Raw genomic sequence first — 22,366 nt, 5'->3', positions numbered from 1 at the left:
CCACCCGCACCTCGCGTTGTGGCAACTCCGGAGGTGTTCGGGATCATGACATCGACACCTGCGGTCCGAATCGTCGGCATTTCTTCCGCCGTGCACGCTTTAGGATCGGCCACACACTTTCCAACGTTTCCATTCTGTGTGCATTTGTAGGGAGTGCGATCCACATCCTTCCATTCAGTTTCAAAAAGCGCAGAGATCGATGAAACCACACCCGAGAACGGATTAGGAGGTGGCGCGACAACCTTCGTGCGACCACTCGATCTATCACCCCGACCTCGATCGGCCTCGGAGTGGCCAGCCCCCGTGGCGACCGACTCATCTCCGCCTTCCCCTTTGTTGATTTGTTCTTCGGCGTCAGCTCCAACCGAATCATCATCGAGGAAACCTTGGAACTCTCCGTACGCAGATGACTGTCCCGCTAGAACGCCTGCAATCACAAAAAGGAACGCGATCGCCAACTTTACGCTCGCGCAAGCGCGACGGCGCACCGCTTCACCCATTGCCGACCTTCTCAGTTTTCAAGTTGAAGGCATGCACCACCCACGAGCCTTTGCTCCATGACATACCACCCACCGTCCCGTACCTTGTGTCAGGCTCCTGCTTGAGTCGCGAGTTTCCGTAAACGGGTTCCGAATGCGCAGAAAGAATAAAGGTGTAGCCGACTTCAATTTCATGCTTCTCGGATTCATATGTACGGAGATCACGGTCATCGATAGTAGCCTGAGACCACCATTTTCCCGCCTTGTTAAGTTTCTCGACGTCGCGCAAGTTTTGATCACAACTGGCGCAACTTTCTCCAATGAGACTTTTAAGCACTTCCGTATCCCCCGTCTGATAGGACCACAGCACCACAGCCCAAAAGTATCTGTACGCCTGCTCCGCCCCCTCATCCGTGTGCTCATCCATCCCCGGGTAGTCCTTCGGGTCGGGCTTCGGCACATCCGGCTTCGTGGGCTTCGCGCTCTCGCCTCCCCCGTCGGACTGCTCCTTGGGCGCAGACGCGGTGGCTTCGCTGCCAGCGCTGGGTGTGGGCTCGTCCTTATCCCCGCATCCAGTGATCAGACCGGCAGCGAGCGCGAGGACGGCAAGGGAGGAGAGGGTGCGTCGAGTCGTCGTCATGGCGGCTTCCGGGTGGGGGCGGGGTGCCTGCACAGTATCCAGGCGACGCCCAGCCCGCCACCGTTCGCGCGTGCTTGTGGATAACCGGAGCCGACGGTTCAGCCCCTACGCGCTGGGCTTTGATCCAGCGCTCTACGGGCCCACCTGGGCCTGCACCGCCCCCATGGCACACCGTCAGAGACGCATCATCCCAGCGCGTCGAGCTGTGCCCACTCCTCATCGTTCAGCTGCACATCGCCCGCGGCGACGTTCTCTTCGAGGTGCGCTCGCTGGGAGGTGCCGGAGATCAGCACGGTGTTCGGGGCGCTGTGCAGAAGCCATGCCTGGCCCACCTGCGAGGGCGTGATCCCGTGCGCGGCGGCGATGCGCTGCACGGTCTCCTCGTCGGTGACCTTCGGGCCCTGGTGGAAGCCGCCGCCGAGCGGGAAGTAGGGGATCCACGCGGCGCCCCTCTCCTCCGTGAGGTCGGCAAGTGCCTGGTCGTGGCGGTCCACGGCGTTGAAGATGTTCTGCACGGCCTGCACCTCGACACCCAGGTCGAAGGCCTGCTGCACCTGCTCGAGCCGCACGTGGCTGAGGCCGATGCCCAGGATCTTGCCCTCATCCCGCAGCGCGAGCAGTTCGCCGATCTGATCTTCGAGCGGCACCTGCTGATCTCCCTCGACGACGAGCCCGGGGAGGAAGTCCATGCGGCGCAGGTAGAGGAGGTCCAACCGGTCGGTGCCGAGGGTCTGCAGGTTGATCTCGACGCTGTCGCGCAGCTCGGAGGGCTTCTGCGCCGCGGTCATCGGGAACGGACCCTCGGGCGTCGACCGCGCTCCGGCCTTGGTGGCGAGGAAGAGGTCGTCGCGGTGCGTGCCCAGCGCCTCGCGGATCAGCGAGTTCGCGAGGCCGTCTCCGTAGAAATGCGCGGTGTCGAGCATGCGGATGCCCAGGCCGTAGACGTCGTGCAGCAGGGAGACGGCGGCATCGTGGCCGCCTGGCTGCTCGGCCGAGCGGTGCAGGCTGCCCAGGCCGTAGCCGATGCGGGGCACGTCGCGCCCTCCGATGGGATACGTGCCGGCGAGGCTCGGGGTGGTCATGGGATCTCCTCATCTGCGGGTCCGACGGCCTCACGATAGACGCTGCGGGCAGGGAACCCGCTGGGCGGCGACCAGGACTCGGCACGCTGCCGCGACCGTCCGGGAAGGCCGCGCCCACGGGGCCGCCGAGGACCAGGGCTCCGGCGGCCCCGTGCACTTCGCGTAGTCATACGTCGGGTCACGGCATATATGGCCGGTCACCCGACCTCTGACTACGTGTAGCGCTCGCCTCGAGCGGAGAGTCCGCCGGCGGTCCGCCGTGCTCCACCGGCGAGCCCTGAACTAGCTCACGCCCCCACGATCAGCGCGGCCGCGGAGACCACGGTGAGCACGAGGATCGCCTTCTCGAAGACGCTCTGCGGGACGCGCTGGGCGATGCGTCGGCCGATCAGCGCGCTGAGGATGACCAGCGGCGCGAGCAGCACGTCCATGAGCGCGTACTGCAGGCTGAACAGGCCCAGGCTCGCCGAGAACGGCAGCTTCAGCAGGTTCACGATCGCGAAGAACCAGGCGGAGGTCCCCAGGAACGTCAGCACGGGCATGCGCATCGCGTAGAAGTACATGGACATCGGCGGTCCGCCGGCGTTCGCGACCATCGTGGTGAAGCCGCCGAGCGATCCGTAGCCGATGCGCCCGATCCTCCCGACGGTCGGCTCCTCCTCCCCGGCCGCGTTCCCGCCACCCTGGGTCTCGTCGCGGCGGCGAGCCCGCAGGGTCGCGCGGCGGCGGCGCCACAGGGTGAGCGCGACCAGCAGCAGAAGGATCACGCCGATGCCGCCGCGCACGGCCGAGGCGTCGGCGTACTTGAGGAACAGCGCGCCCACCACCAGGCCGACGAGCACGCTCGGGATCAGCCGGACCAGCGTGCGCCAGTCGGGCTCGCGCCGGTACATCCAGAGCGCGGTCGCATCGCCCAGGATCAGCAGGATCAGCAGCGCGGCCGTCGACTCCTTGGGCGGCAGGGCGAGGGCGAAAAGGCCCACGGCGATCGTCCCAGCGCCCGGCAGGGCGGACTTCGAGAAGCCGACCACGAGCGCCCCGGCGATGACGAGCATCCACTCGGCAGCACCGAGCTGGGGCAGGTGGGACAGGAGCTCGCTGATGATTCCTCCTCGGGGAGCGGCTCGCGGCGCCGCGCGAGATCGATGAGGACGCTACATCCGGCGAGGGCGGCGGGGCGGGGGCGTCCGCCGCCCGGGCGGCGCTGCCGGTGCGGTCCCGCCGCGTGACAGGCTCTTGTCAGTCTCCCCACGTCCCGACGTCGACCCCACCCCACCCACCCCGAGAGGACCCCATGAAGACCATCGTCCTGGACGACGACCCGACGGGCACGCAGTCCGCGACCGGCGTGACCGTGCTGCTGGACCTCTCCGAGGAGACGCTCGAGCGGGACCTCGAGGAGGCCCTGACCGGGGCGGACTCGGTGTACGTGCAGACCAACAGCCGGGCACTGCCCCCGGACGAGGCCGTCGCCCTGGCGCGGCGCGTGCAGGCGGCGGGGCTCGCCGTCGGCGAGCGGTCCGGCGAGCAGGTGCGCTTCGTGCTCCGCGGCGATTCGACGCTGCGCGGGCACGTGTTCGCCGAGACCGAGGTGTTCCTCGAGGACGCCGTCATGCTGTTCGTCCCGGCCTTCCCCGACGGCGGCCGCACCACCCGCGACGGCATGCACCTGGTGCGCATCGACGGCCGGGACGTGCCTGCCCACGAGACGGAGTACGCCGAGGATCCGGTGTTCGGCTTCACCACCGGTTACCTGCCCGACTACGTGGGGCAAGCCTCGAGCCGTCGCGGCGTCCCCGTGCCCCTGGCCGACGTGCGCGCGGGGGCTCTCGAGCGCGCGCTGACCGCGGCGGAGCCGGGCGAGGTGGTCCTGCCCGATGCGGTCACCGACGAGGACATCGCGCTGATCGCCCGTGCGGTCGACGCGGCGGCGGAGCACGGCACGCGGATCGTGGTGCGCTCGGCCTCCCCGCTCGCGGCCCACCTCGCGGGGGTCGCGAGCGAGGGTCGGCTGCCGCTTCCCCTGGAGCGGCCGACGGGCGAGACCCTGCTCGTGTGCGGTTCGCACACGGCGGGCGCGACGGCGCAGCTCGCACAGGTCACGCAGCGATTCGGCGAGCCGGCGCTCATCGACACCGAGGCGGCCCTCGCGGATCCCGCCTCGGCAGGGCATGAAGCGGCAGACACAGTCGCGTCGATCGGCACAGCCGCCCGCGCCGCCACTACCGCCCCAGCCACCCAGTCCGAACAGGCCCCGCCGCTCCTCCTGCTCTCGACCGAGCGGCAGCGCTCCGCGAGCCACGGCACGCTCGACCACGGCGAGCGGGTGATGGAGGCGCTCACCACGGCCGTCGCGGGCCTGCTGCCGCGCGTCGGCACCGTGATCTCGAAGGGCGGGATCACCTCGGCGGAGGTCGCGCGCGCGGGCCTCGGTGCGCGCACGGCGCACGTGCTCGGGCAGATCCTGCCCGGAATCTCGGCGTGGCGCCTGAGCGCCCGGGACGGCCGCGAGCTGCTGTACATCGTGGTCCCCGGGAACGTGGGCGACCAGGACACTCTCCTGCGGGTGCTCGAGGCCGCCGGCATCACCGGTTGAGCCCGTCGGGCCGACGGCAGACGCCCTCACCCGTCGGCTCGTCCCCCGTCGGCCCATCGGTCCGCCGGTCTGCCGGTCTGCCGGTTCGTCGGGCCCGTCGGCCGCGCCCTCAGTCCTTCTCGAGCCGTTCGACGAGCGCGGCGATGCGATCGCGGCGGGTCGCCTCGCGGGTCGCGCTGAGGATCGGGTGCAGGGCGGAGTAGCGGGCACTGCCCGTGAGCAGATCGAACGCCGCGCGTGCCCGCGGCGAGGCGTCGAGCGCGTCGGCGAGCGCCGGCGGCACCTGCGCGCTCGCGGCTCCGGCGTAGGCGCTGTCCCAGCGTCCGTCCGCCTTCGCCCTCTCGACCTCGCCCCGTCCGCGCTCGCGCATTCTCGATGCGGCCTCGAGGCGACCGATGATCTCGACGTTGCGCTGCGACCAGATCGAGCGCGGACGGCGCGGGGTATAGCGCTGGCGGAAGGTGTGCTCGTCGTGCGCCTGGCGCTGCCCGTCGATCCACCCGCTGCACAGGGCCTCCTCGAGGGCCTGCTGGTAGGTGAGGGTCGTCGGCCCGCTGCCGCCCTTCTTCGCGAGCAGCAGCCAGACGCCGTCGGAGCTGTCCTCGTGGGCGTCGAGCCATGCGCGCCATGCCGCGGCGTCGGCGAGGACGAGCGGCGGCGGGAGTTCAGCTGGGGTCATGGCGAGAGCCTCCCACGTCCTCGATCGCACCGGCCAGGCATTCGCGCACCTCGCGCGCCGCGGAGGCGAGCTCGGCCGGGCCGATCACCCGGAACGGTGCGCCCAGACGGATGACCTGGGCGAGCAGGCCCGACCAGGACCAGGAGCCGAGCACGACGCGGCACCGGCCGTTCCCGATCTCCTCGACGTCCGCATCGGGCAGCCAGGGGGCGAGCTCGGGCGGCGTCAGGTCGAGCTCGACGGTCCCCTCGCAGGGCCAGCGGTCGGTCTCGCGCTCCCCTTTGAGGTGGGCGGAGAGGAAGCTCGCCGCGTGGCCCGTGGGCAGTTCGCGCGGCGTGAAGCGCGGGCCCGACGGTGTGCGCGGCGCCATCCGGTCCAGGCGGAAGGTGCGCCACTCCTCGCGCTCGAGGTCCCAGGCCACGAGGTACCAGAGCCCTCGGCGGGCGACGAGCCCGTGGGGCTCCGTGCGACGAGGCCAGGTCGAGCCGCTGTAGTCGAAGCGGAGGATCTCGTGGCGCGCTGCAGCGGCGCTCACCGCCTCGAGGACCGCCGGGTCGGCGCGCGCCGCCGCGGGCGCGACATCGAGGTCGAGAGCGGATGCCCGGTACCGGACCGCAGCGGGCATGACCTGCAGGATCGTGGCGAGTGCCCGGGCCGACGCCTCCTCGATGGCGACCCCGCTCGCGGGCGCTGTGCGCAGGGCCACCGCGGTCGCGAGCGCCTGCTCGTCGTCCAGGAGCAGGGGCGGCATCCGCTCTCCGGCGTCCAGCCGGTACCCGCCCACGGGACCCTTCGTCGAGCGGATCGCGTACCCCAGCTCGCGCAGCCGGTCCACGTCCCGGCGCACCGTGCGCGCGGTGACGCCCAGGCGGTCGGCGAGCGCGGGCCCGGTCCATGCGCGCGGCACCTGCAGGAGAGACAGCAGCGAGAGCATCCGGGACGAGGTGGTGGGCATGCTCCCGATCCTCCCCCATGAAGAGGACCCGTCCTGTCCTCTTCGCCCGGCATCGTCGTCCTCGACGGCACCACCGCCGTCGCCCGCACCGACCGCGGCCCGTCCGCGGACTCCGAGAGGATCGATCATGAGCATCTCCACCACCCCTCACCTGAACCTGCCCGGCACCGCGCGCGCCGCGCTCGACGTCTATCGCGGCGTGTTCGGCGGCGAGGTCTCCACGACCACCTACGGGGAGCTCGGCATGCCCGATGGATCGCCCGACGCGGACAAGGTCGTGTTCGGGAGCCTGAGCTCCGAGGACGGCGTGCGGCTGATGGCGTACGACATCCCCGGGCGCGAGAACGCCTTCCCCTCCGACACCCGCCGCGAGAACGGCGCCACCCTCACCGACCAGCCGTCCTTCCTCTCGGCGAGCGCCGCCTCCCTCGAGGAGCTGCAGCCGATCTGGGACGGCCTGGCCGAGGGCGCGCGGGTGATCGAGCCGCTCGCCGCCTCGGCCTGGAGCGCTGGCTTCGGCATGCTCACCGACCGCTTCGGGGTCACCTGGTCGCTGGACGTGCGCACCGCGGCGTGAGCATCGGCCCCGGCTCGCCCGCGCGCGGCGGACGGGCCGGGGCTCGGGGCCCGGCCGACACCCTTCCGCGCTACTGTCGAACGCGAAGCGACCATGGGAGGACTGCCCGGAGCAGCCACCCGCGCGGCCCGTCCAGGAGGCACCGATGCCAGCGACCGACTCGTCTGCGACTGGTGCGCGGGCACCGGGCTCCCCCTCGCCCGCTCCCTCGCGCCGTGCCAGGCGCGAAGCAGACCGCGCCCCCACCACCGATCCTGCACTGATCCGCGCGCGCGTCGACGGCGCGCGCCGGGCGTTCGCACGCGGAGCGAGCCGCTCCCCCGTCTTCCGACGCGCCCAGCTGCAGGGCCTTCGCGCCCTGCTCAGGGCGCACCACGCCGAGCTCGAGGCGGCGGTCGATGCCGACCTCGGCAAGAGCGCGACCGAGTTCCGCCTCACCGAGGTCTACCCGGTCATGTCCGAGATCCAGGACGCCCTGCGCAGCCTCGAGAGCTGGTCGAGACCGCGCCGTGCGCCCCTGCCGCTCATGCTCCGGCCGGCCGCCGCCCATCTGCTGCCCGAGCCGCTGGGCACGATCCTCGTGATCTCCCCCTGGAACTATCCGGTGCAGCTGCTGCTGGCGCCCCTGGTGGGGATCATCGCCGCCGGCAGCACGGCCGTGGTCAAGCCCAGCGAGGTCACGCCGACCGTCTCCGCGGTGCTCGCGCGCCTGCTCCCCCGCTACCTCGACGCCGAGGCGTTCCCCGTGGTCGAGGGCGGCGCCCCGGAGACCACGATGCTGCTCGAGGAGCGCTTCGACCACATCGTGTACACCGGGAACGGGAGCGTCGGCCGGATCGTGATGGCGGCCGCCGCGAAGCACCTGACCCCGGTGACGCTCGAACTGGGCGGCAAGTGCCCCGTATGGGTCGACGACGCCGCGCATCTCGAGCAGGTCGCGCAGCAGCTGGCGTGGGCGAAGTTCGTCAACGCCGGTCAGACCTGCGTCGCGCCCGACCACGTGCTCACCACCCCGGAGCTCGTCGAGCCCCTGGTCGCGGCACTGCGGCGCGCGATCGCCGCGCTGTGGGGCCAGGACCCCTCGCGCAGTCCCGACTTCGGGCGCATCGTCGCCCCGCGGCACCTCGACCGGCTCGCCGGATACATCGAGGCGGCCGACGGGAAGGGCGCCGGTCGCGTCGCGCTCGGCGGGAGCGTGGACCGCGAGGACCTGTACATCGAGCCGACGGTGCTGGTCATGGGCGAGCCCGACTCCCCCGGTGCCTCCCGCACCGAGGCGAACACGCCGGCGGTGATGCGCGAGGAGATCTTCGGACCGATCCTCCCGATCGTGCCCGTCGGCGGCCCCGAGGAGGCGATCGCCTTCGTGAACGCGGGCGAGAAGCCGCTCGCTCTCTACCTCTTCACGGCATCGCGCCGGATCGCGGACGAGTTCGCGCGCAGGAGCTCGTCCGGAGCCGTCGTCGAGGGCGCGGGCCTGATCCAGGTCGCGACGCCCACGCTGCCGTTCGGCGGGGTGGGCGAGAGCGGCATCGGCGCCTATCACGGGCGCTTCTCGTTCGAGACGTTCAGCCGCTCCAAGCCCGTGCTGCGCAAGCCTCTGCGACCGGACTCGCTCGCGCTCATGCGCCCGCCGTTCTCGCAGCTCGGCACGGCGCTCATGCGCAGGCTCTCCGGCCTGCGCTGATCAGCACGGCGTACTGACCCTGCCGTCGGCCCGCCCGGCTCCCGGACCTCAGGCGTTGGCGACGACGAGCGCGAGGAGGAACGGGAGCGGCACGCAGAACAGCGCGGCGACCACGATGTGCAGGATCTTGTGCCTGCTCACGAGGGCGACGACCTCGCGCAGGAACGCGCTCGGCCAGAAGTAGCCGGCGGTGCGCGCGGGGGCGACCTGCGCGTCCAGGCCCACGCGGCGCGCGAGGGCGGCGGTGCGCAGCACGTGGTAGCTGCTGGTGACGGTGAGGCCGGGGCCGTCGGCCGGGAGCACGGTGCCGACGAGCTCGCGCGTGTTGCGCAGGTTCTCCTCCGTGGTGCGCGAGCGGTCCTCGAGCACGATCGCCTCCTGCGGGACGCCCTGCTCGCGCGCGTGCTCGGCCATCGCCGAGGCCTCCGAGCGGGGCTCGTCGGGCCCCTGGCCCCCGGAGAGGACGAGCAGCGCGTCCGGGTGCTCCTCGCGGATCCGCCTCCAGTGCGCGATGCCCGCGTCGACCCTGTTGGCCAGCAGCTTGGGCACCCTGCCGCGGATGAGGCCCGAGCCGTGCACCATCACGTAGCGGGCGCGGGTGCGCGAGGCGATCCAGGCGTAGACCACGTCGTAGACGAGGTATGAGGTGAGCACGTACCCGGCCCATGTGCCCAGCAGGGCCACGAACGTGAGGACGGCGAAGAGCCACGGGTGCTCCGCGGCGAAGCGGAGCGAGATCACGGCGCCGACGATGACGGTCAGCAGTCCGAGACCTGCCAGCAGGGACAGCAGGTTCCCCAGGCTCCGACCCTCCTTGCGCATCATGAACACGCCGTTGGCGATCAGGAAGCCGATGAGCACGAGCGTGAGCAGTGGGGAGAGCACGACGAGCAGCACCACCAGGCCGCCCACGAGCGCGCCGGCGGCGCTGTCGGATCCCGCGGCCAGCGCGAAGAGGACCGTGAGCGCCGTCAGGGACAGCAGGAAGGCGTTGCCCGTCCAGCGCGCGTCCCTGCGCAGGGACAGGATCAGGAGGACGACCAGCAGGATCGGCACCGGGGAGAGGAGGAGGGACATGCGTCAAGCGTCCCATCCCGCGCTCCCGGGGTCATCCCCCCAGCGGTGGGAGGGCGCGGGGCCGGCCTCTGCCCGTGGTCGGACACGGGGAGGCCGGCCCCGGGCCTGGGCGAGGCCGGGCCCTGGCTCAGACCAGCTCGACGACCGCGTCGGCGTCGTTGAGGACGACGATCGGGGTGATCGTCGGGTGGCCGTCGGCCCGCACCGCGGCCAGGTCGACGCGCAGCAGCGGCATGCCCGCGACCACGCGATCACCGGTCGCCACGAGGGTCTCGAAGCCGCGGCCCTTCATGGCGACGGTGTCCAGGCCCACGTGGATGAGGACCTCGGTGCCGTCGTCGAGGGTGAGGGCGACGGCGTGCCCGGTGTCGAAGACGTGCTGCACGGTGCCCGCGGCCGGGGCGACGACGACGGCGTCGGCGAGGTCGTCGGCGGGCTGGACGGCGATGCCGGGGCCCATGATCGCCTGCGCGAAGGTCGGGTCCGGGACGTCCGCGAGCGGCACCGCAGTGCCCTCGAGCGCCTGGCGCAGGCGCACCAGATGGGTGGTGCGGCTCGCCGTCGCGACGCCGCCCTGGCCGCTCCCGCCGCTGCTCGCGGAGCCGGCGGCGATCGCCTCGGCCTCCGCGGTGCCGAGCGTCTGCGCGCGTCCGCTCATCACATCGTCCATCGCGTCCTTCACGAACTGGACGTTGGTCCCGTAGATGACCTGCACGGAGCCGCGCCCGGGCTTCATGGTGCCCGCGGCGCCGGCCCGCTTCAGCGCGGCTTCATCGACGACGGAGGCGTCGGCCACCTGCATGCGCAGGCGGGTGGCGCAGTTCTCGAGATCCAGGATGTTCTCGCGACCGCCGAGGGCGGCGAGGAACGCCGTGGCGACGGCGAGGTACTTCGCATCACCGGTGACCGCGCCGGCCGCATCCTCGGCCGCCTCGGGGTCGCCGTCCTCGCGGCCGATGGTCTTGAGGTCGAAGCGGCGGATGATGAAGCGGAAGGACAGGAAGTAGACGACGAACCAGAACACGCCCATCACCGGCAGTGCCCAGGGGTTCTCGGCCATCGGGTTCACCCAGCCGAGCACGAGGTCGATGAACCCGCCGGAGAAGCCGAAGCCCATGCGCACCGGCAGCGCGGCCGTGATCGCCATCGAGATGCCGGTGAACAGGGCGTGCACCACGTACAGTCCCGGCGCCAGGAACATGAAGGAGAACTCGAGCGGCTCGGTGACGCCGACGAAGAACGCGGCGATCGCGCTCGAGAGCAGCACACCCGCGGCGATCTTGCGGCGGCTGGTCTTGGCCGTCGTGTACATCGCGAGGGCGGCGCCGGGAAGGCCGAACATCATGATCGGGAAGAACCCGGCCATGTACTGGCCGGTCTCGCCGTAAGTGCCCGTGCCGCTCAAGAAGTTGTTGAGGTCGTTGATGCCCGCGACGTCGAACCAGAACACCGAGTTCAGGGCGTGGTGCAGGCCGAACGGGATGAGCAGTCGGTTGAGGAAGCCGTAGATGCCCACGCCCACGGGGCCGAGGGTCAGGGTGAACTCGCCGAAGGCGACGAGGCCGCTGAACACGAGCGGCCACAGGAAGAACAGCACCAGGGCGAGCACGAGCGAGATGCCGGCGGAGACGATGGCGACCGAGCGCTTGCCGGAGAAGAACGACAGCGCGTCGGGCAGCTTCGTGTCCTTGAAGTGGTCGTACGTCCAGGCGCCGATGAGACCGCAGAGGATCCCGACGAACACGTTCTCGATCTGGTCGAAGGCGGGGTTCACCTGGTCTGCGTCGATGCTCTTGAACAGCGCCACGTTGTCGGGCGAGAGCAGAGTCGTCACCGTGAGCCAGGAGACCAGTCCCGAGAGGGCCGACGTCCCGTCGGGCTTGGTCGCCATGCCGATCGAGACGCCGATCGCGAAGAGCAGGGCCAGGTTGTCCAGCAGTGCGCCGCCGGCGGTCTTCAGGAAGACGCCCGCGATGTTGGTGTCGTTGCCGGTCGCGGCGAGGATCCAGTAGCCGAGGCCGCTGAGGATCGCGGCCACCGGCAGGACCGCCACCGGCAGCATGAGGGACCTGCCGAGTCGTTGGAAGAACTTCATCGTCGCCTTACGTGGGAGCAGAGGCCGCGCTGCCCGAATGTGACGGGTTGCGCGCCAGAACGGTCTCGATCGCGCCCAATTCTGCAGGTTCGGTCACGACACCGTTCCGGCCCACCCGGTCGATCCGGCGACGCCGCCGCTCTGACGTGGGCTTCCAGTGCGAGACCGCGCGGCAAGAGTGTCAGGATTCACGTATGGGGGTCCGCCGCACGACGTCCGGGTCATCCCAGCGCGATGAGCGCCTGGACCGGGGCGTGGTCGGAGGGGAAGCGCCCTCGCTCCCGGAACGTTTTGACGGCGACCTTCTGCACGCTGATGCCATCGGTGGCGAGGATCCAGTCGATCCGGTGCGCACGACGCGGGCCACGGCGGGCCGATGTTCCGCGAACCGTCACCACCTGGGCATCTGGTGCTCACCAGACGACGGGCGTTCTCATTACGTGCTCCCTGGGCGGGCGTCTCCTGCGCGGAGCCGGGCGATGCTCGTTGCACTGCTGGGGCACCGGTGCGCTGAGGAGGAGCGTCGCGTGCGTAAGGCGGCGTACGCTCGATGTCCCCACCGACCGCGCGCTCCCTGGAGTCCCCGATGCCCGCTCCCTCCTCCGCGGTCGCCGATCTGCTGCCGGCCTCCGCGATCCGCCTCGACGCCCCCGCAGACGACCGCACTTCGGCGATCCGAACCTCAGGCGAGCTGCTCGTCGTCGCCGGCATCGCCGGCGACTCGTACACCGAGGCGATGCTCCGCACGGTCGACGAGCACGGCCCCTACATCGTCATCACCCCGGGCTTCGCCCTCGCCCACGCTCGGCCCGACGACTCCGTCGTCCGCACCGGCATGTCCTTCGTGCGTCTCGCGGAGCCCGTCACCTTCGGTCACGAGTCCAACGACCCGGTCACGATCGTCATGGGTCTCGCCGCTGCCGACGACTCCGCCCACCAGCAGGCCCTCGCCGCTCTCGCCGGGGCACTGGCCGATCCGAGGCGCCGCGCCGCCCTGGACACGGCGTCCTCGGCCGACGAGGTCCTGACGGCGCTCGACGGTGACACCGCAGCGCCCGCCGCGGCGAAACGCGACGCCCCAGCCCCGTCGGAGACCGGCCCCTCGAGGGCCGACGCCGCCGCCGAGTCGACCACGTCGGCCGTTCCCGCCGCCCCGGCCGCTCCGGCCGACCAGGCCGCGCTCGCCGACGCCGTCCCCTCGAAGAACCTGATCCTCACCGTGTGCGGGAACGGCCTGGGCACGAGCCTGTTCCTGAAGAACACCGCCGAGCAGGTGCTGGACCGCTGGGGCTGGTCGCCTTACCTCACGGTCGAGGCGACCGACACGATCAGCGCGAAGGGCCGCGCGAAGGAGGCCGACTTCCTGCTGACCTCCGGCGCGATCGCCCAGACCCTCGGGGACGTGGGCGTGCCCGTCGAGGTCATCGAGAACTTCACCTCGCAGGCCGAGATCGACGCCGCGCTGCGCCGGCTCTACGCCGTCTGACCCGCACCCCGCACATCCTTCCTGCGCGCTGACGCCGACCGCGTCGCCCGCTTCCCCTTCTCACCCGCACGGAGCCCGTCATGCACGTCCTCATCGCGATCGCCCAGTTCCTCGTCAACGAGATCCTGAGCGTCCCCGCGTTCCTCATCGGCATCATCACCGCGATCGGCCTGATCGCCCTGCGCAAGAGCGTCGGTCAGATCGCCGGCGGTGCGATCAAGGCGGTGCTCGGCTTCCTGCTCATCGGGGCCGGGGCCACGCTCGTGACCGCCTCGCTCACACCGCTCGGCGCGATGATCCAGGGCGCGCTCGGGGCGCAGGGCGTGGTGCCCACGAACGAGGCGATCGCCGGCATCGCCCAGGAGCAGTTCGGCGCCCAGGTGTCCTGGCTGATGATCCTGGGGTTCGTGGTCGCGATCCTGCTCGCGCGCTTCACGCCGTTGCGCTACGTGTTCCTCACCGGCCACCACCTGCTGTTCATGGCCACCCTGATCACGATCGTCATGGCCTCGGCGGGCATGCCCTCGCCCGTCGTGGTGATCCTCGGGGCCGCGCTGCTGGGCGTGCTGATGGTGTCGCTGCCCGCGCTCGCCCAGCCCTGGACCCGGCGCATCACGGGCGACGACTCGATCGCCATCGGCCACTTCGGCACCGCCGGGTACATCGCCGCGGGCAGCGTCGGCCGACTCGTCGATCCGAAGGGGAAGAGCCGCTCGACGGAGGACCTCAAGGTGCCCGAGTCGCTGCGCTTCCTGCGCGACTCCATGGTCGCGACCGCGTTGTCGATGGTGCTCATGTACGTGATCGTCGCCGTCGTCTACCTGGTCCGCGCCGGCGAGAAGACGGCGTTCACCGCCTTCGAGGGCGGGGCGACGAACGTGGGCAACTACCTCATGCAGTCGGTGACTCAGGGCCTGCAGTTCGGCATCGCTGTCGCGGTGATCCTGTTCGGCGTGCGCACGATCCTCGGCGAGCTCGTGCCCGCCTTCCAGGGCATCGCCGCGCGCGTCGTGCCCGGCGCGGTGCCCGCGCTGGACGCCCCGATCGTCTTCCCCTACGCCCAGAACGCCGTGCTCATCGGCTTCCTCTCGAGCTTCGTGGGCGGACTCGTGGGCCTGCTGCTGCTCGGCACGGTGTTCGGTCCGTTGTTCGGGCTGGCGCTGATCCTGCCCGGGCTCGTCCCCCACTTCTTCACCGGTGGCGCCGCGGGCGTCTACGGCAACGCGACCGGCGGACGCCGCGGCGCGGTCGCCGGCGCGTTCGTCAACGGCCTGCTGGTCACCTTCCTGCCGGCGCTGCTGCTGAAGGTGCTGGGCACCTTCGGGTCGGCCAACACGACCTTCGGCGACACCGACTTCGGCTGGTTCGGCATCCTCATCGGCTACGGCGCGCGCCTCGGCGTGCTGCTGGGCTCGATCATCCTCGCCGTGATCGGCCTGGTCATCCTCGGTGCGGCGATCACGGTGCAGAAGCGCGTCGTGGACCGGGGCTGGGATCCGGCGCCGGCGCGCGCGAGCCTGGTCGAGGCCGGTGCGGACGGCGGGAGTGCGACGGGAGCGTCCGACGGAGTCGGCGCGGTCGACAGGGCCGGCGGGGTCGACGGGACCGGCTCGGTCGCGGGCGGCACCGCCGCGCGCTATCCGCGGGTCGCTCCGCCGGTGGGCGCGCCGACTCCTCCCCCGTCCCCGGAGAGCTGACGCCGGACATCCGCCGCCCAGCGGGCATGGCAACGCAGGGTCGCGGTCCCGTCGGACGCGGCGGCGCGGGGTCGCGGTCCCGTCGGACGTGGCGGCGCGGGGTCGTTGTCCCGGCGCTACGAGTTGCGGTGGGAAATGTACGCCATGCCCGCTCGGGGCTCAGCGGTCATTTCCCACCGCAACTCATAGCCTCCGCACACCCCTGGCCGAGGACACGGACCCCCCTCCCTCTTCCCCTCCCCCACGCGGCTGCAGCGGCACACGGTCCCGGCGTCGGCATCGGCGCCGACGCCGGCGCCGGCGCCGACGCGGGCACCGAGCCCGCCCGACCTCTCATCTCGCAAGGAGGCCTTCCTCTCGACGCGCGACACCGCGCGCGGAAGGCGAGCGCCCATTCCCCCGACGTCTTCCCGATCACACTGCCTGCCGGTATCTCATAGATGAGATACGCTCCCGAGCATGACGACGACCGACGAGTTCACCTCTCAGACCCGTCCCGCAGACGGCTCCACCGCGCCCTCTGCCCCCTCCGCACAGCTCGCCGCCGCGGCGTCCGCCGCTGCCGGTGCAGGTGCGGGCGACCAGGACTACCGGAACGAGATCGGCTCCCTCATCCGCGACGCCCGCCTCCACTCGGGCCTCACCCAGGCGCAGCTCGCTGAAAAGCTCTCCACCTCGCAGAGCACGATCAACCGGATCGAGAAGGGCCAGCAGAACCTGACCCTCGACACCCTCGCGAAGATCGGAGCGGCCCTCGACTCGGGGATCGTCGGCATCGGATCGTCGGCCCCCTCGCACCTGCGAGTGGAGGGCGGCACCACGCTGAGCGGCGCGATCGACGTGAAGACCTCGAAGAACGCCGGAGTCGCGCTGCTGTGCGCCTCACTGCTGAACCGCGGCACCACGGTGCTGCGTAGGGTCGCGCGCATCGAGGAGGTCAACCGTCTGCTCGAGGTGCTCTCCTCGATCGGCGTGCGCACCCGCTGGCTGAACGAGAACAACGACCTCGAGATCAACGTGCCCGAGCACCTGGATCTGGCCTCGATCGACGCCGGCGCCGCCCGTCGGACCCGCAGCATCATCATGTTCCTGGGCCCGCTCATGCACCGCGAACAGGAGTTCCAGCTCCCCTACGCGGGCGGCTGCGACCTGGGCACCCGCACCGTCGAGCCCCACATGACGGCGCTGCGGCCCTTCGGCCTCGAGGTCGTCGCGACCGAGGGCCACTACCAGGCAAGCGCGACCCCGGGCGCCGGGCCCCGTCGGCCCATCGTCCTCACCGAGCGCGGGGACACCGTCACCGAGAACGCCCTGATGGCCGCCGCCCGCTACGTGGGCGAGACGATCATCCGCAACGCCAGCCCGAACTACATGGTCCAGGACCTCTGCTTCTTCCTCGAGAAGCTCGGCGTCGAGATCGAGGGCATCGGCACCACGACCCTGCGGGTGCACGGGAAGTCGGAGATCCGGGCCGACGTCGACTACGCCCCCAGCGAGGACCCGATCGAGGCGATGAGCCTGATCGCCGCCGCGATCGTCACGAAGTCCTCGATCACCGTGCGCCGCGTGCCGATCGAGTTCATGGAGATCGAGCTCGCGGTGCTGGAGGACATGGGCTTCACCTACGACCGCACCGAGGAGTACCTCGCGGCCAACGGCAAGACCCGTCTCGTGGACATCACCACGCACGTCTCGCAGCTGCGGGCCCCGATCGACAAGATCCACCCGATGCCCTTCCCGGGCCTGAACATCGACAACCTGCCGTTCTTCGCGGTGATCGCCGCGACGGCCGAGGGACAGACCCAGCTGCACGACTGGGTGTACGAGAACCGCGCGATCTACCTGACCGACCTCAACAAGCTCGGCGCGCGCGTGCAGCTCATGGACCCGCACCGGGTGCTGATCGACGGCTCGACCCACTGGAGCGGCGCGGAGCTGGTGTGCCCGCCGGCGCTGCGCCCGGCGGTCGTCATCCTGCTGGCCATGCTCGCGGCGAAGGGCACGTCCGTGCTGCGCAACGTCTACGTCATCAACCGCGGATACGAGGACCTCGCCCAGCGCCTGAACGCCCTGGGGGCTCGGATCGAGACGTTCCGGGACATCTGAGCGGGGCCCGCTCGCGCGGCGGGCGTCGGGCAGGCGACACCTCGTGGGCCCGACGTCCCGCCGCCGGCCCGCTCAGCGCGCCCTCATGACCCCGCCCCGCGACCGGGCCGACAGCACGGCGCCCCGCGAGGCCCACGAGAGGACCGCCAGCACGGAGACGGCGGAGCCGATCGAGAGCACGGAGCAGAACGAGCCGATCGATCCGATGGAAAGGAACGAGCCGACGCTGCCTATGGACAGCGTCGAGTTCGTCGAGCAGATCGACAGCAGCGAGCCCGCCGAGCGATAGGACCAGCGGGAGGGGGCGCGCCCGGTGGGTGCGGGCCCTGAGGGCGTGGGGACGGGCGTATTCGGCGTGGAGGTGGAGGGCATCGTTGCTCGGAGCTCCTTCTGCGCAGCGGCGGGAACGCGCGTCCCGCGGCCCCGGAAGGACCGCAGCGGCACCCGACCGGATCACCGTAGCGCGGCCCGCGCCCGATCGGCGTGACGCCCCGACGCCGGCCCCGGGACACGCATCGCGACCCGCCTGTATGCCCGAATCGGTTGCACGCGGGCACCGGGTCCGCTGGGATGGCACCAGGCCGCCGTGGGGAGCGCGCCGCACCAGCGGTGCACTGCGCGGCCGGGGACGACGTCGGCATCGGCGCCGGCGCCGCATGACGGAGGGGGAACTCCATGCGCCGCATCTTCACGTTATGCGCCGCCTCATCAGTGCTCGTGCTCGGCCTGGCCGCGTGCGGATCCGACTCCGAGGAGGATCCGCCGACGACGGCGGAGGCGACCACCGAGCAGTCCGGCGACGACGACGCGCCCAGCGAGGAGAGCACCGACGCGGAGTCGGACGACGCCGACGCGGAGATCGCGGACGACGAGAGCAGCGGGACGCCGAGCGAGGACGATTCCCCGTCGGACGATCCGTCGGAGGACCGGGGCGACGCCTCCGGCGATCCGTCTGCGGGATCCGGGGGCGGCGACTCCGACCAGTCCGACGGCCAGGACGGGGACGACGACTCCGGCTCGACCACGGGCGGATCGACCTCGGGCGGATCGACCTCGATAGACACGCTGTGGATCGACGAGACCTGGACCATCGAGGACGTCGACGAGGACCTGTGCGAGATGGGCGGCAAGACCCGCTCGCCCTACGCCCAGGACGACGACATGTTCATCTGCGGGCCGACGGCCGCGGGCGCCCTGGCGTGCGACATGGCCGAGGGCGAGACGGTGGCCATGTGCATCACCTCCGCGGTCGACCACACGGCGATCCGCTTCGACTCCCCCACCGCCGCCGACGGGGACATGGACCAGGGCGACGGCGACCTGATCCCCCTGTTCGTCCAGCTGGACGACGGCAGCGAGAACGGCATCCAGTGCTCGACGATCTCCCACGACCACGACAAGCACTGGCACGACAAGCTCAGCTGGTACCGCTGCGACGACGGCTCCGAGCTGCTGACCGACGAGCTCATCGAGGAGACCTTCGACCGCGGCGACGACGGCACCTCCTGGACCGCGCAGCGCTCCGTGGACAAGGGGAAGCCCGAGACCGTGCCCGTCATGGACGCGGTGTTCGCGGACAACAACTGACCGGCCCGCGCAGGGCCTGCGTCCCGGCAGCCCGACGCCCCTAGGGGATCATCCAGGCGAGCACCGGCGTGGACTGCAGGAACACGATCACGCACATGAGCGCGAGGAAGACGATCGACCAGGGCAGCACGCGCCGCAGGATTTCCCCCTCCTTGCCCGCGAGCCCCACGGCCGCGGCGGCGATCGCGAGGTTCTGCGGGGAGATCATCTTGCCCAGCACGCCGCCCGAGGAGTTCGCCGAGGCCGTGAGCAGGGGCTCGAGGCCGGCCTGCTGGGCGGCCGATGCCTGCAGGGCGCCGAACAACGAGTTCGAGGACGTGTCCGAGCCGGTGACGGCCACGCCGATCCAGCCGAGCACCGGGGAGACCAGGGCGAACAGGCCGCCGGAGGCCGCGAGCCAGGTGCCCAGCGTCGAGGTCTGCCCGGAGGCGTTCATGACGTACGCGAGCGAGAGCACGGCCATCACGGTGACGATCGCCGCGGCCAGCTGCTTGTACGTGCCGGTGTAGGCCCTCCAGGCGCGGGCCGGGGAGATGCCGATGACGGGGATCGAGATCAGGCCCGCGATCACCAGCCAGGTGCCCGCGGAGGCCGGGATGTCGAGCTTGAAGGTCGGGATGGTCGAGGGCTCGCCTGCGGCGTTCAGCAGATGCAGCCCGGGCCACTGGAACGAGGGGTTCAGCGCCTCGTGGGCGATGAGGTCCTTGATGCCCGGCAGCTGCGTGACCACGAACAGCGCCACGATGATGCCGTAGGGGGCGTATGCGCGGACCACGTCGGCCGTGGTGTCGTGCGCGTCGCGATCGGCCTCGGCCATCTCCTCGGGGGTGCGGACGCCGGCGCCGGAGGCCTGGGATCGGCCGGACGCTTCGTCGGCATCGGCCGCGGGGACGAAGGCCCCGCGCGGCTGCCAGACGCGCAGCAGGAGCACCACGGCGAGCGCCGCGACGAGGGCGGCGACGATGTCGGTGAGCTGGGTGGAGATGAAGTTCGAGGTGACGAACTGCGCCAGCGAGAAGACGATGCCGCAGGTCAGGGTGGCTGGAAGGGTCTGCACGAGGCCCCTGCGCCGATCGATGATGAACACCAGGATCATCGGCACGATCACCGCGAGCAGCGGCGTCTGGCGCCCGACCATCGAGGAGAGCAGGTGCTCGTCCTGGCCGCTGACCTTGGCGAGCGTGGTGATGGGGACCGCGAGCGCGCCGAAGGCGACCGGCGCGGTGTTGGCGACGAGCGCGACCACGGCGGCCTTCAGCGGCTTGATGCCGATGGCCAGGAGCATGACGCTGGTGATCGCCACGGGCGTGCCGAAGCCGGCGAGCGCCTCGAGCAGGGCGCCGAAGCAGAAGGCGATGATGACGGCCTGGATCCGCTGGTCGTCGCTGACCTTCGCGAAGGAGCGCCGCAGCACGTCGAAGTGCCCGGTCACCACGGTCATGTTGTAGACCCAGATCGCGTTGATGACGACCCACAGGATCGGGAAGAACCCGAAGGCGGCCCCCTCGGTGGCCGAGAGCAGTGCCTGGCCCACGGGCATGGCGTAGGCGAGCACGGCGACCAGCAGCGAGAGGACGAGGGCGATGAGCCCCGCCTTCCAGGCCGTCAGCCGCACGACCCCGATCAGCACGAACAGGACCACCAGGGGCAGCATCGCCACCAGGGCCGTGAGCAGGAGCGAACCGCCCAGAGCATCGAGGACGGGCTGGTACATGGGAACCTCGCTCAGGGGTCTCGGGACGGGGGACGGCCGTCGCCCGCGACACCGAGCCCGCGCGAGGTCTGCGCGTGAGGGGCTCTCCGTCGACGGTGACGTGGATTGCGGCAGTGGGCCGGACCGATCAGTGGTCTGACCACACAGCGGCACGCTAGGGTGGCGCGCAGCACATGTCAATGCCGCGAAGGGAGCCGTGTCGTGACCACGACGTCCTCAGCCCAGGGCTCGGAGCTCCCCCGCGCAGCGCGGACCGACGCCTGGCGGCCGGTGCACCGCAGCCGCGCCTACGAGCTCGTCGTCGAGCGCATCGAGGAGCAGATCACCAGCGGCGCGCTGCACGTGGGCGACACCCTCCCGGCCGAACGCGACCTCGCCGAGAAGCTGCAGGTCAGCCGCGCCGCGGTGCGCGAGGCGATCCGCACGCTCGAGGCGCAGGGCGCCGTCCGGTCCGCCGTGGGCTCGCGGCCGGTCGCCGGCACCCAGGTCGTGGCGGAGACCAGCGATGCCCTCACCCGACTGCTGCGCCTGCACGTCGCGCTGTCGAGCTTCCCGATGGCCGACGTCCTCGAGGCGCGCGTCATGCTCGAGCGCTCGAGCGCGAGCCTGGCCGCGGGCAATGCCTCCGCGCAGGACCTCTCGGGACTGCGCGAGATCCTCCGGGACATGGACGAGCCCGGCATCGATCGCGCCCAGTTCAACGAGCTCGACACCGCCTTCCACGTGGCCCTCGCCGAGGCCGGTCACAACCGTCTGGTCACCGACATGACGATCGCGATCCGCGAGTCCATGCGGCTGCCGATCCTGCAGGCCTTCGGCACCCTGGAGGACTCCGACACGCTGATCGCGAGGCTGCGCGCGGAGCACCACGGCATCCTGGAGACGATCGAGGAGGGGTCCGCGCAGCTGGCCTCCGAGCGCATCGAGGCCCATATCCGCGCCGCCTACGCGAGCCTGTGGGGATGAGCCGGTCCCGGGGCCGACGGGCCGTCGTGCGCGACCGCTCCGCCGAGCCGAGGAGGCAGCGGGCATGACGGCGGCCCCGTTCGGCTCCGAGCTCGGCGACGTGGTGCGCATACCGCAGCTCGAGGGCTCCCTGCAGGTGATCACGCGCGGTGAGCACGGCTCGCCCGTGCTGCTCCTCAGCGGTGCGGGCAACGACAGCGCCTCCTTGAGCTGGCGACGACTGATCCCCGTCCTCGCCGAGTCCCATCGCGTGCTCGCCCTGGACTGGCCGAAGCAGGGCGGCTCGATCCCCTGGGACGGGACGGCGGACCATCAGCGGATGCTGCGCTGCATCGACGCCGTCCTCGAGCACTTCGACCTGGACGCGGTCGACCTCGTCGGCCTCTCGCAGGGCGGCGCCCTCGCCCTCGCGTACGCGATCGAGCGGCCCGAGCGCGTCTCGCGACTGGTGGCGCTCGCGCCGGCCGGGATCCTGTCGTTCCCGCCCCTCGTCCATCAGCTGCTGTGGGTGACGGCGCGATGCCGCCTGCTGAACCGGACGCTGCCGTCGCTGGTCTTCCGCAGCCGCGCGGCGTGCGCGTGGTTCGCCCGCACCAGCCTGTTCGCGGGCCCCGTCGACGATCTCGAGGACATCGTCGACGAGTTCCATGCCGACGTGCTCGCCCACGGCTCGGCCTCCTCGGACTGGCAGAACGCCTCGATCGGCTTCCGGCGCATGAACGTCGACCTGCGCCCCGACCTGCATCGCATCCAGCGTCCGACGCTGATCATCCAGGGCAGCAAGGACGTGGCCGTGGCGCCGGAGCGCTCGCGCGCCGCGGCGGAGGCGATCCCCGGCGCGATCTTCGAACTGATCGACGGGGCCGGGCACTGGTCGAACCGGCAGTGCCCCGAGCGGGTGAACGCGCTGATCACAGGGTTTCTCGCGGACTGATCGCGTCGG

General features: G+C 71.2%; 18 protein-coding genes. 9 read left to right on the top strand and 9 right to left on the bottom strand.

The window, feature by feature from the left end; genetic code table 11:
- Positions 1-492 precede the first annotated feature (492 nt).
- From ACFQ53_RS01465 to ACFQ53_RS01455, 3 genes are all read right to left on the bottom strand, one after another.
- Entirely contained in the window at positions 493-1,119 is a 627-nt protein-coding gene (locus ACFQ53_RS01465; RefSeq protein WP_377854288.1) for a DUF6318 family protein, read from the bottom strand.
- A gap of 185 nt (positions 1,120-1,304) precedes the next feature.
- Complete coding sequence (locus ACFQ53_RS01460; RefSeq protein ID WP_377854285.1) at positions 1,305-2,201, bottom strand: aldo/keto reductase; 897 nt, start codon at positions 2,199-2,201, stop codon at positions 1,305-1,307.
- Between the two features lie 287 nt (positions 2,202-2,488).
- Entirely contained in the window at positions 2,489-3,256 is a 768-nt protein-coding gene (locus ACFQ53_RS01455; RefSeq protein WP_377854282.1) for a sulfite exporter TauE/SafE family protein, read from the bottom strand.
- Positions 3,257-3,495: 239 nt separating this feature from the next.
- Between ACFQ53_RS01455 and ACFQ53_RS01450 the strand changes: the two genes are divergently transcribed.
- Entirely contained in the window at positions 3,496-4,797 is a 1,302-nt protein-coding gene (locus ACFQ53_RS01450; protein ID WP_377854279.1) for a four-carbon acid sugar kinase family protein, read from the top strand.
- Positions 4,798-4,906: 109 nt separating this feature from the next.
- On the opposite strand, the gene ACFQ53_RS01445 is transcribed toward ACFQ53_RS01450, so the two are convergent.
- Positions 4,907-5,476 (bottom strand): YdeI family protein, encoded by a 570-nt coding sequence (locus tag ACFQ53_RS01445; protein WP_377854276.1) that lies wholly within the window; start codon positions 5,474-5,476, stop codon positions 4,907-4,909.
- The gene (locus ACFQ53_RS01440) at positions 5,463-6,431 is read right to left on the bottom strand and encodes a helix-turn-helix transcriptional regulator (RefSeq protein WP_377854273.1); all 969 of its coding nucleotides are present in this window, start codon (positions 6,429-6,431) and stop codon (positions 5,463-5,465) included. Before ACFQ53_RS01440 ends, ACFQ53_RS01445 begins: the two co-directional genes overlap by 14 nt.
- A gap of 127 nt (positions 6,432-6,558) precedes the next feature.
- Here ACFQ53_RS01440 and ACFQ53_RS01435 point away from each other — a divergent pair, with 127 nt between their 5' ends.
- Together ACFQ53_RS01435 and ACFQ53_RS01430 are read left to right on the top strand one after the other, a co-directional pair.
- Complete coding sequence (locus ACFQ53_RS01435) at positions 6,559-7,008, top strand: VOC family protein (RefSeq protein ID WP_377854270.1); 450 nt, start codon at positions 6,559-6,561, stop codon at positions 7,006-7,008.
- A 145-nt stretch (positions 7,009-7,153) separates the two neighbouring features.
- Positions 7,154-8,695, top strand: a complete 1,542-nt coding sequence (locus ACFQ53_RS01430) for an aldehyde dehydrogenase family protein (RefSeq protein ID WP_377854268.1) — start codon at positions 7,154-7,156, stop codon at positions 8,693-8,695.
- Between the two features lie 48 nt (positions 8,696-8,743).
- Here ACFQ53_RS01430 and ACFQ53_RS01425 read toward each other — a convergent pair whose 3' ends face one another.
- Both ACFQ53_RS01425 and nagE read right to left on the bottom strand, forming a co-directional pair.
- Complete coding sequence (locus ACFQ53_RS01425; protein WP_377854266.1) at positions 8,744-9,772, bottom strand: YdcF family protein; 1,029 nt, start codon at positions 9,770-9,772, stop codon at positions 8,744-8,746.
- A gap of 127 nt (positions 9,773-9,899) precedes the next feature.
- A complete protein-coding gene (nagE, locus tag ACFQ53_RS01420; protein ID WP_377854263.1) occupies positions 9,900-11,867 on the bottom strand; it encodes an N-acetylglucosamine-specific PTS transporter subunit IIBC in 1,968 nt (655 codons plus the stop codon).
- Between the two features lie 586 nt (positions 11,868-12,453).
- On the opposite strand from nagE, the gene ACFQ53_RS01415 reads away from it, so the two are divergent.
- From ACFQ53_RS01415 to ACFQ53_RS01405, 3 genes are all read left to right on the top strand, one after another.
- Positions 12,454-13,353 carry a PTS sugar transporter subunit IIA gene (locus ACFQ53_RS01415; RefSeq protein ID WP_377854260.1) on the top strand — a complete coding sequence of 300 codons (900 nt, stop codon included), beginning with the start codon at positions 12,454-12,456 and terminating at the stop codon, positions 13,351-13,353.
- A gap of 80 nt (positions 13,354-13,433) precedes the next feature.
- Positions 13,434-15,050 carry a PTS ascorbate transporter subunit IIC gene (locus ACFQ53_RS01410; protein ID WP_377854258.1) on the top strand — a complete coding sequence of 539 codons (1,617 nt, stop codon included), beginning with the start codon at positions 13,434-13,436 and terminating at the stop codon, positions 15,048-15,050.
- 459 nt (positions 15,051-15,509) lie between these two features.
- The gene (locus ACFQ53_RS01405) at positions 15,510-17,156 is read left to right on the top strand and encodes a helix-turn-helix domain-containing protein (RefSeq protein WP_377854255.1); all 1,647 of its coding nucleotides are present in this window, start codon (positions 15,510-15,512) and stop codon (positions 17,154-17,156) included.
- Between the two features lie 72 nt (positions 17,157-17,228).
- Here the strand turns inward: ACFQ53_RS01405 and ACFQ53_RS01400 are convergent, their stop codons facing one another.
- Complete coding sequence (locus ACFQ53_RS01400) at positions 17,229-17,528, bottom strand: hypothetical protein (RefSeq protein WP_377854252.1); 300 nt, start codon at positions 17,526-17,528, stop codon at positions 17,229-17,231.
- 303 nt (positions 17,529-17,831) lie between these two features.
- On the opposite strand from ACFQ53_RS01400, the gene ACFQ53_RS01395 reads away from it, so the two are divergent.
- Positions 17,832-18,743 (top strand): hypothetical protein, encoded by a 912-nt coding sequence (locus ACFQ53_RS01395; protein WP_377854249.1) that lies wholly within the window; start codon positions 17,832-17,834, stop codon positions 18,741-18,743.
- A gap of 40 nt (positions 18,744-18,783) precedes the next feature.
- Here the strand turns inward: ACFQ53_RS01395 and ACFQ53_RS01390 are convergent, their stop codons facing one another.
- The gene (locus tag ACFQ53_RS01390; protein ID WP_377854246.1) at positions 18,784-20,457 is read right to left on the bottom strand and encodes an L-lactate permease; all 1,674 of its coding nucleotides are present in this window, start codon (positions 20,455-20,457) and stop codon (positions 18,784-18,786) included.
- 201 nt (positions 20,458-20,658) lie between these two features.
- On the opposite strand from ACFQ53_RS01390, the gene ACFQ53_RS01385 reads away from it, so the two are divergent.
- Complete coding sequence (locus ACFQ53_RS01385) at positions 20,659-21,423, top strand: FadR/GntR family transcriptional regulator (protein WP_377854244.1); 765 nt, start codon at positions 20,659-20,661, stop codon at positions 21,421-21,423.
- A 64-nt stretch (positions 21,424-21,487) separates the two neighbouring features.
- Complete coding sequence (locus ACFQ53_RS01380; protein WP_377854241.1) at positions 21,488-22,357, top strand: alpha/beta fold hydrolase; 870 nt, start codon at positions 21,488-21,490, stop codon at positions 22,355-22,357.
- Positions 22,358-22,366: the final 9 nt, after the last annotated feature.

This window comes from Brachybacterium sp. NPDC056505 (genome assembly GCF_042794925.1).
GTDB classification, from domain to species: domain Bacteria; phylum Actinomycetota; class Actinomycetes; order Actinomycetales; family Dermabacteraceae; genus Brachybacterium; species Brachybacterium kimchii.
Note: the sequence above shows the minus strand (reverse complement) of the source record. Positions and strands in the feature narration are given on the sequence as shown.

What these genes read in the sequence shown, in the direction of transcription:
- ACFQ53_RS01465 (WP_377854288.1), bottom strand. Translation starts at nt 1,119, where the DNA reads ATGACGACGACTCGACGCACCCTCTCCTCCCTTGCCGTCCTCGCGCTC.
- ACFQ53_RS01460 (WP_377854285.1), bottom strand. Translation starts at nt 2,201, where the DNA reads ATGACCACCCCGAGCCTCGCCGGCACGTATCCCATCGGAGGGCGCGAC.
- ACFQ53_RS01455 (WP_377854282.1), bottom strand. Translation starts at nt 3,256, where the DNA reads ATGCTCGTCATCGCCGGGGCGCTCGTGGTCGGCTTCTCGAAGTCCGCC.
- ACFQ53_RS01450 (WP_377854279.1), top strand. Translation starts at nt 3,496, where the DNA reads ATGAAGACCATCGTCCTGGACGACGACCCGACGGGCACGCAGTCCGCG.
- ACFQ53_RS01445 (WP_377854276.1), bottom strand. Translation starts at nt 5,476, where the DNA reads ATGACCCCAGCTGAACTCCCGCCGCCGCTCGTCCTCGCCGACGCCGCG.
- ACFQ53_RS01440 (WP_377854273.1), bottom strand. Translation starts at nt 6,431, where the DNA reads ATGCCCACCACCTCGTCCCGGATGCTCTCGCTGCTGTCTCTCCTGCAG.
- ACFQ53_RS01435 (WP_377854270.1), top strand. Translation starts at nt 6,559, where the DNA reads ATGAGCATCTCCACCACCCCTCACCTGAACCTGCCCGGCACCGCGCGC.
- ACFQ53_RS01430 (WP_377854268.1), top strand. Translation starts at nt 7,154, where the DNA reads ATGCCAGCGACCGACTCGTCTGCGACTGGTGCGCGGGCACCGGGCTCC.
- ACFQ53_RS01425 (WP_377854266.1), bottom strand. Translation starts at nt 9,772, where the DNA reads ATGTCCCTCCTCCTCTCCCCGGTGCCGATCCTGCTGGTCGTCCTCCTG.
- nagE (WP_377854263.1), bottom strand. Translation starts at nt 11,867, where the DNA reads ATGAAGTTCTTCCAACGACTCGGCAGGTCCCTCATGCTGCCGGTGGCG.
- ACFQ53_RS01415 (WP_377854260.1), top strand. Translation starts at nt 12,454, where the DNA reads ATGCCCGCTCCCTCCTCCGCGGTCGCCGATCTGCTGCCGGCCTCCGCG.
- ACFQ53_RS01410 (WP_377854258.1), top strand. Translation starts at nt 13,434, where the DNA reads ATGCACGTCCTCATCGCGATCGCCCAGTTCCTCGTCAACGAGATCCTG.
- ACFQ53_RS01405 (WP_377854255.1), top strand. Translation starts at nt 15,510, where the DNA reads ATGACGACGACCGACGAGTTCACCTCTCAGACCCGTCCCGCAGACGGC.
- ACFQ53_RS01400 (WP_377854252.1), bottom strand. Translation starts at nt 17,528, where the DNA reads ATGCCCTCCACCTCCACGCCGAATACGCCCGTCCCCACGCCCTCAGGG.
- ACFQ53_RS01395 (WP_377854249.1), top strand. Translation starts at nt 17,832, where the DNA reads ATGCGCCGCATCTTCACGTTATGCGCCGCCTCATCAGTGCTCGTGCTC.
- ACFQ53_RS01390 (WP_377854246.1), bottom strand. Translation starts at nt 20,457, where the DNA reads ATGTACCAGCCCGTCCTCGATGCTCTGGGCGGTTCGCTCCTGCTCACG.
- ACFQ53_RS01380 (WP_377854241.1), top strand. Translation starts at nt 21,488, where the DNA reads ATGACGGCGGCCCCGTTCGGCTCCGAGCTCGGCGACGTGGTGCGCATA.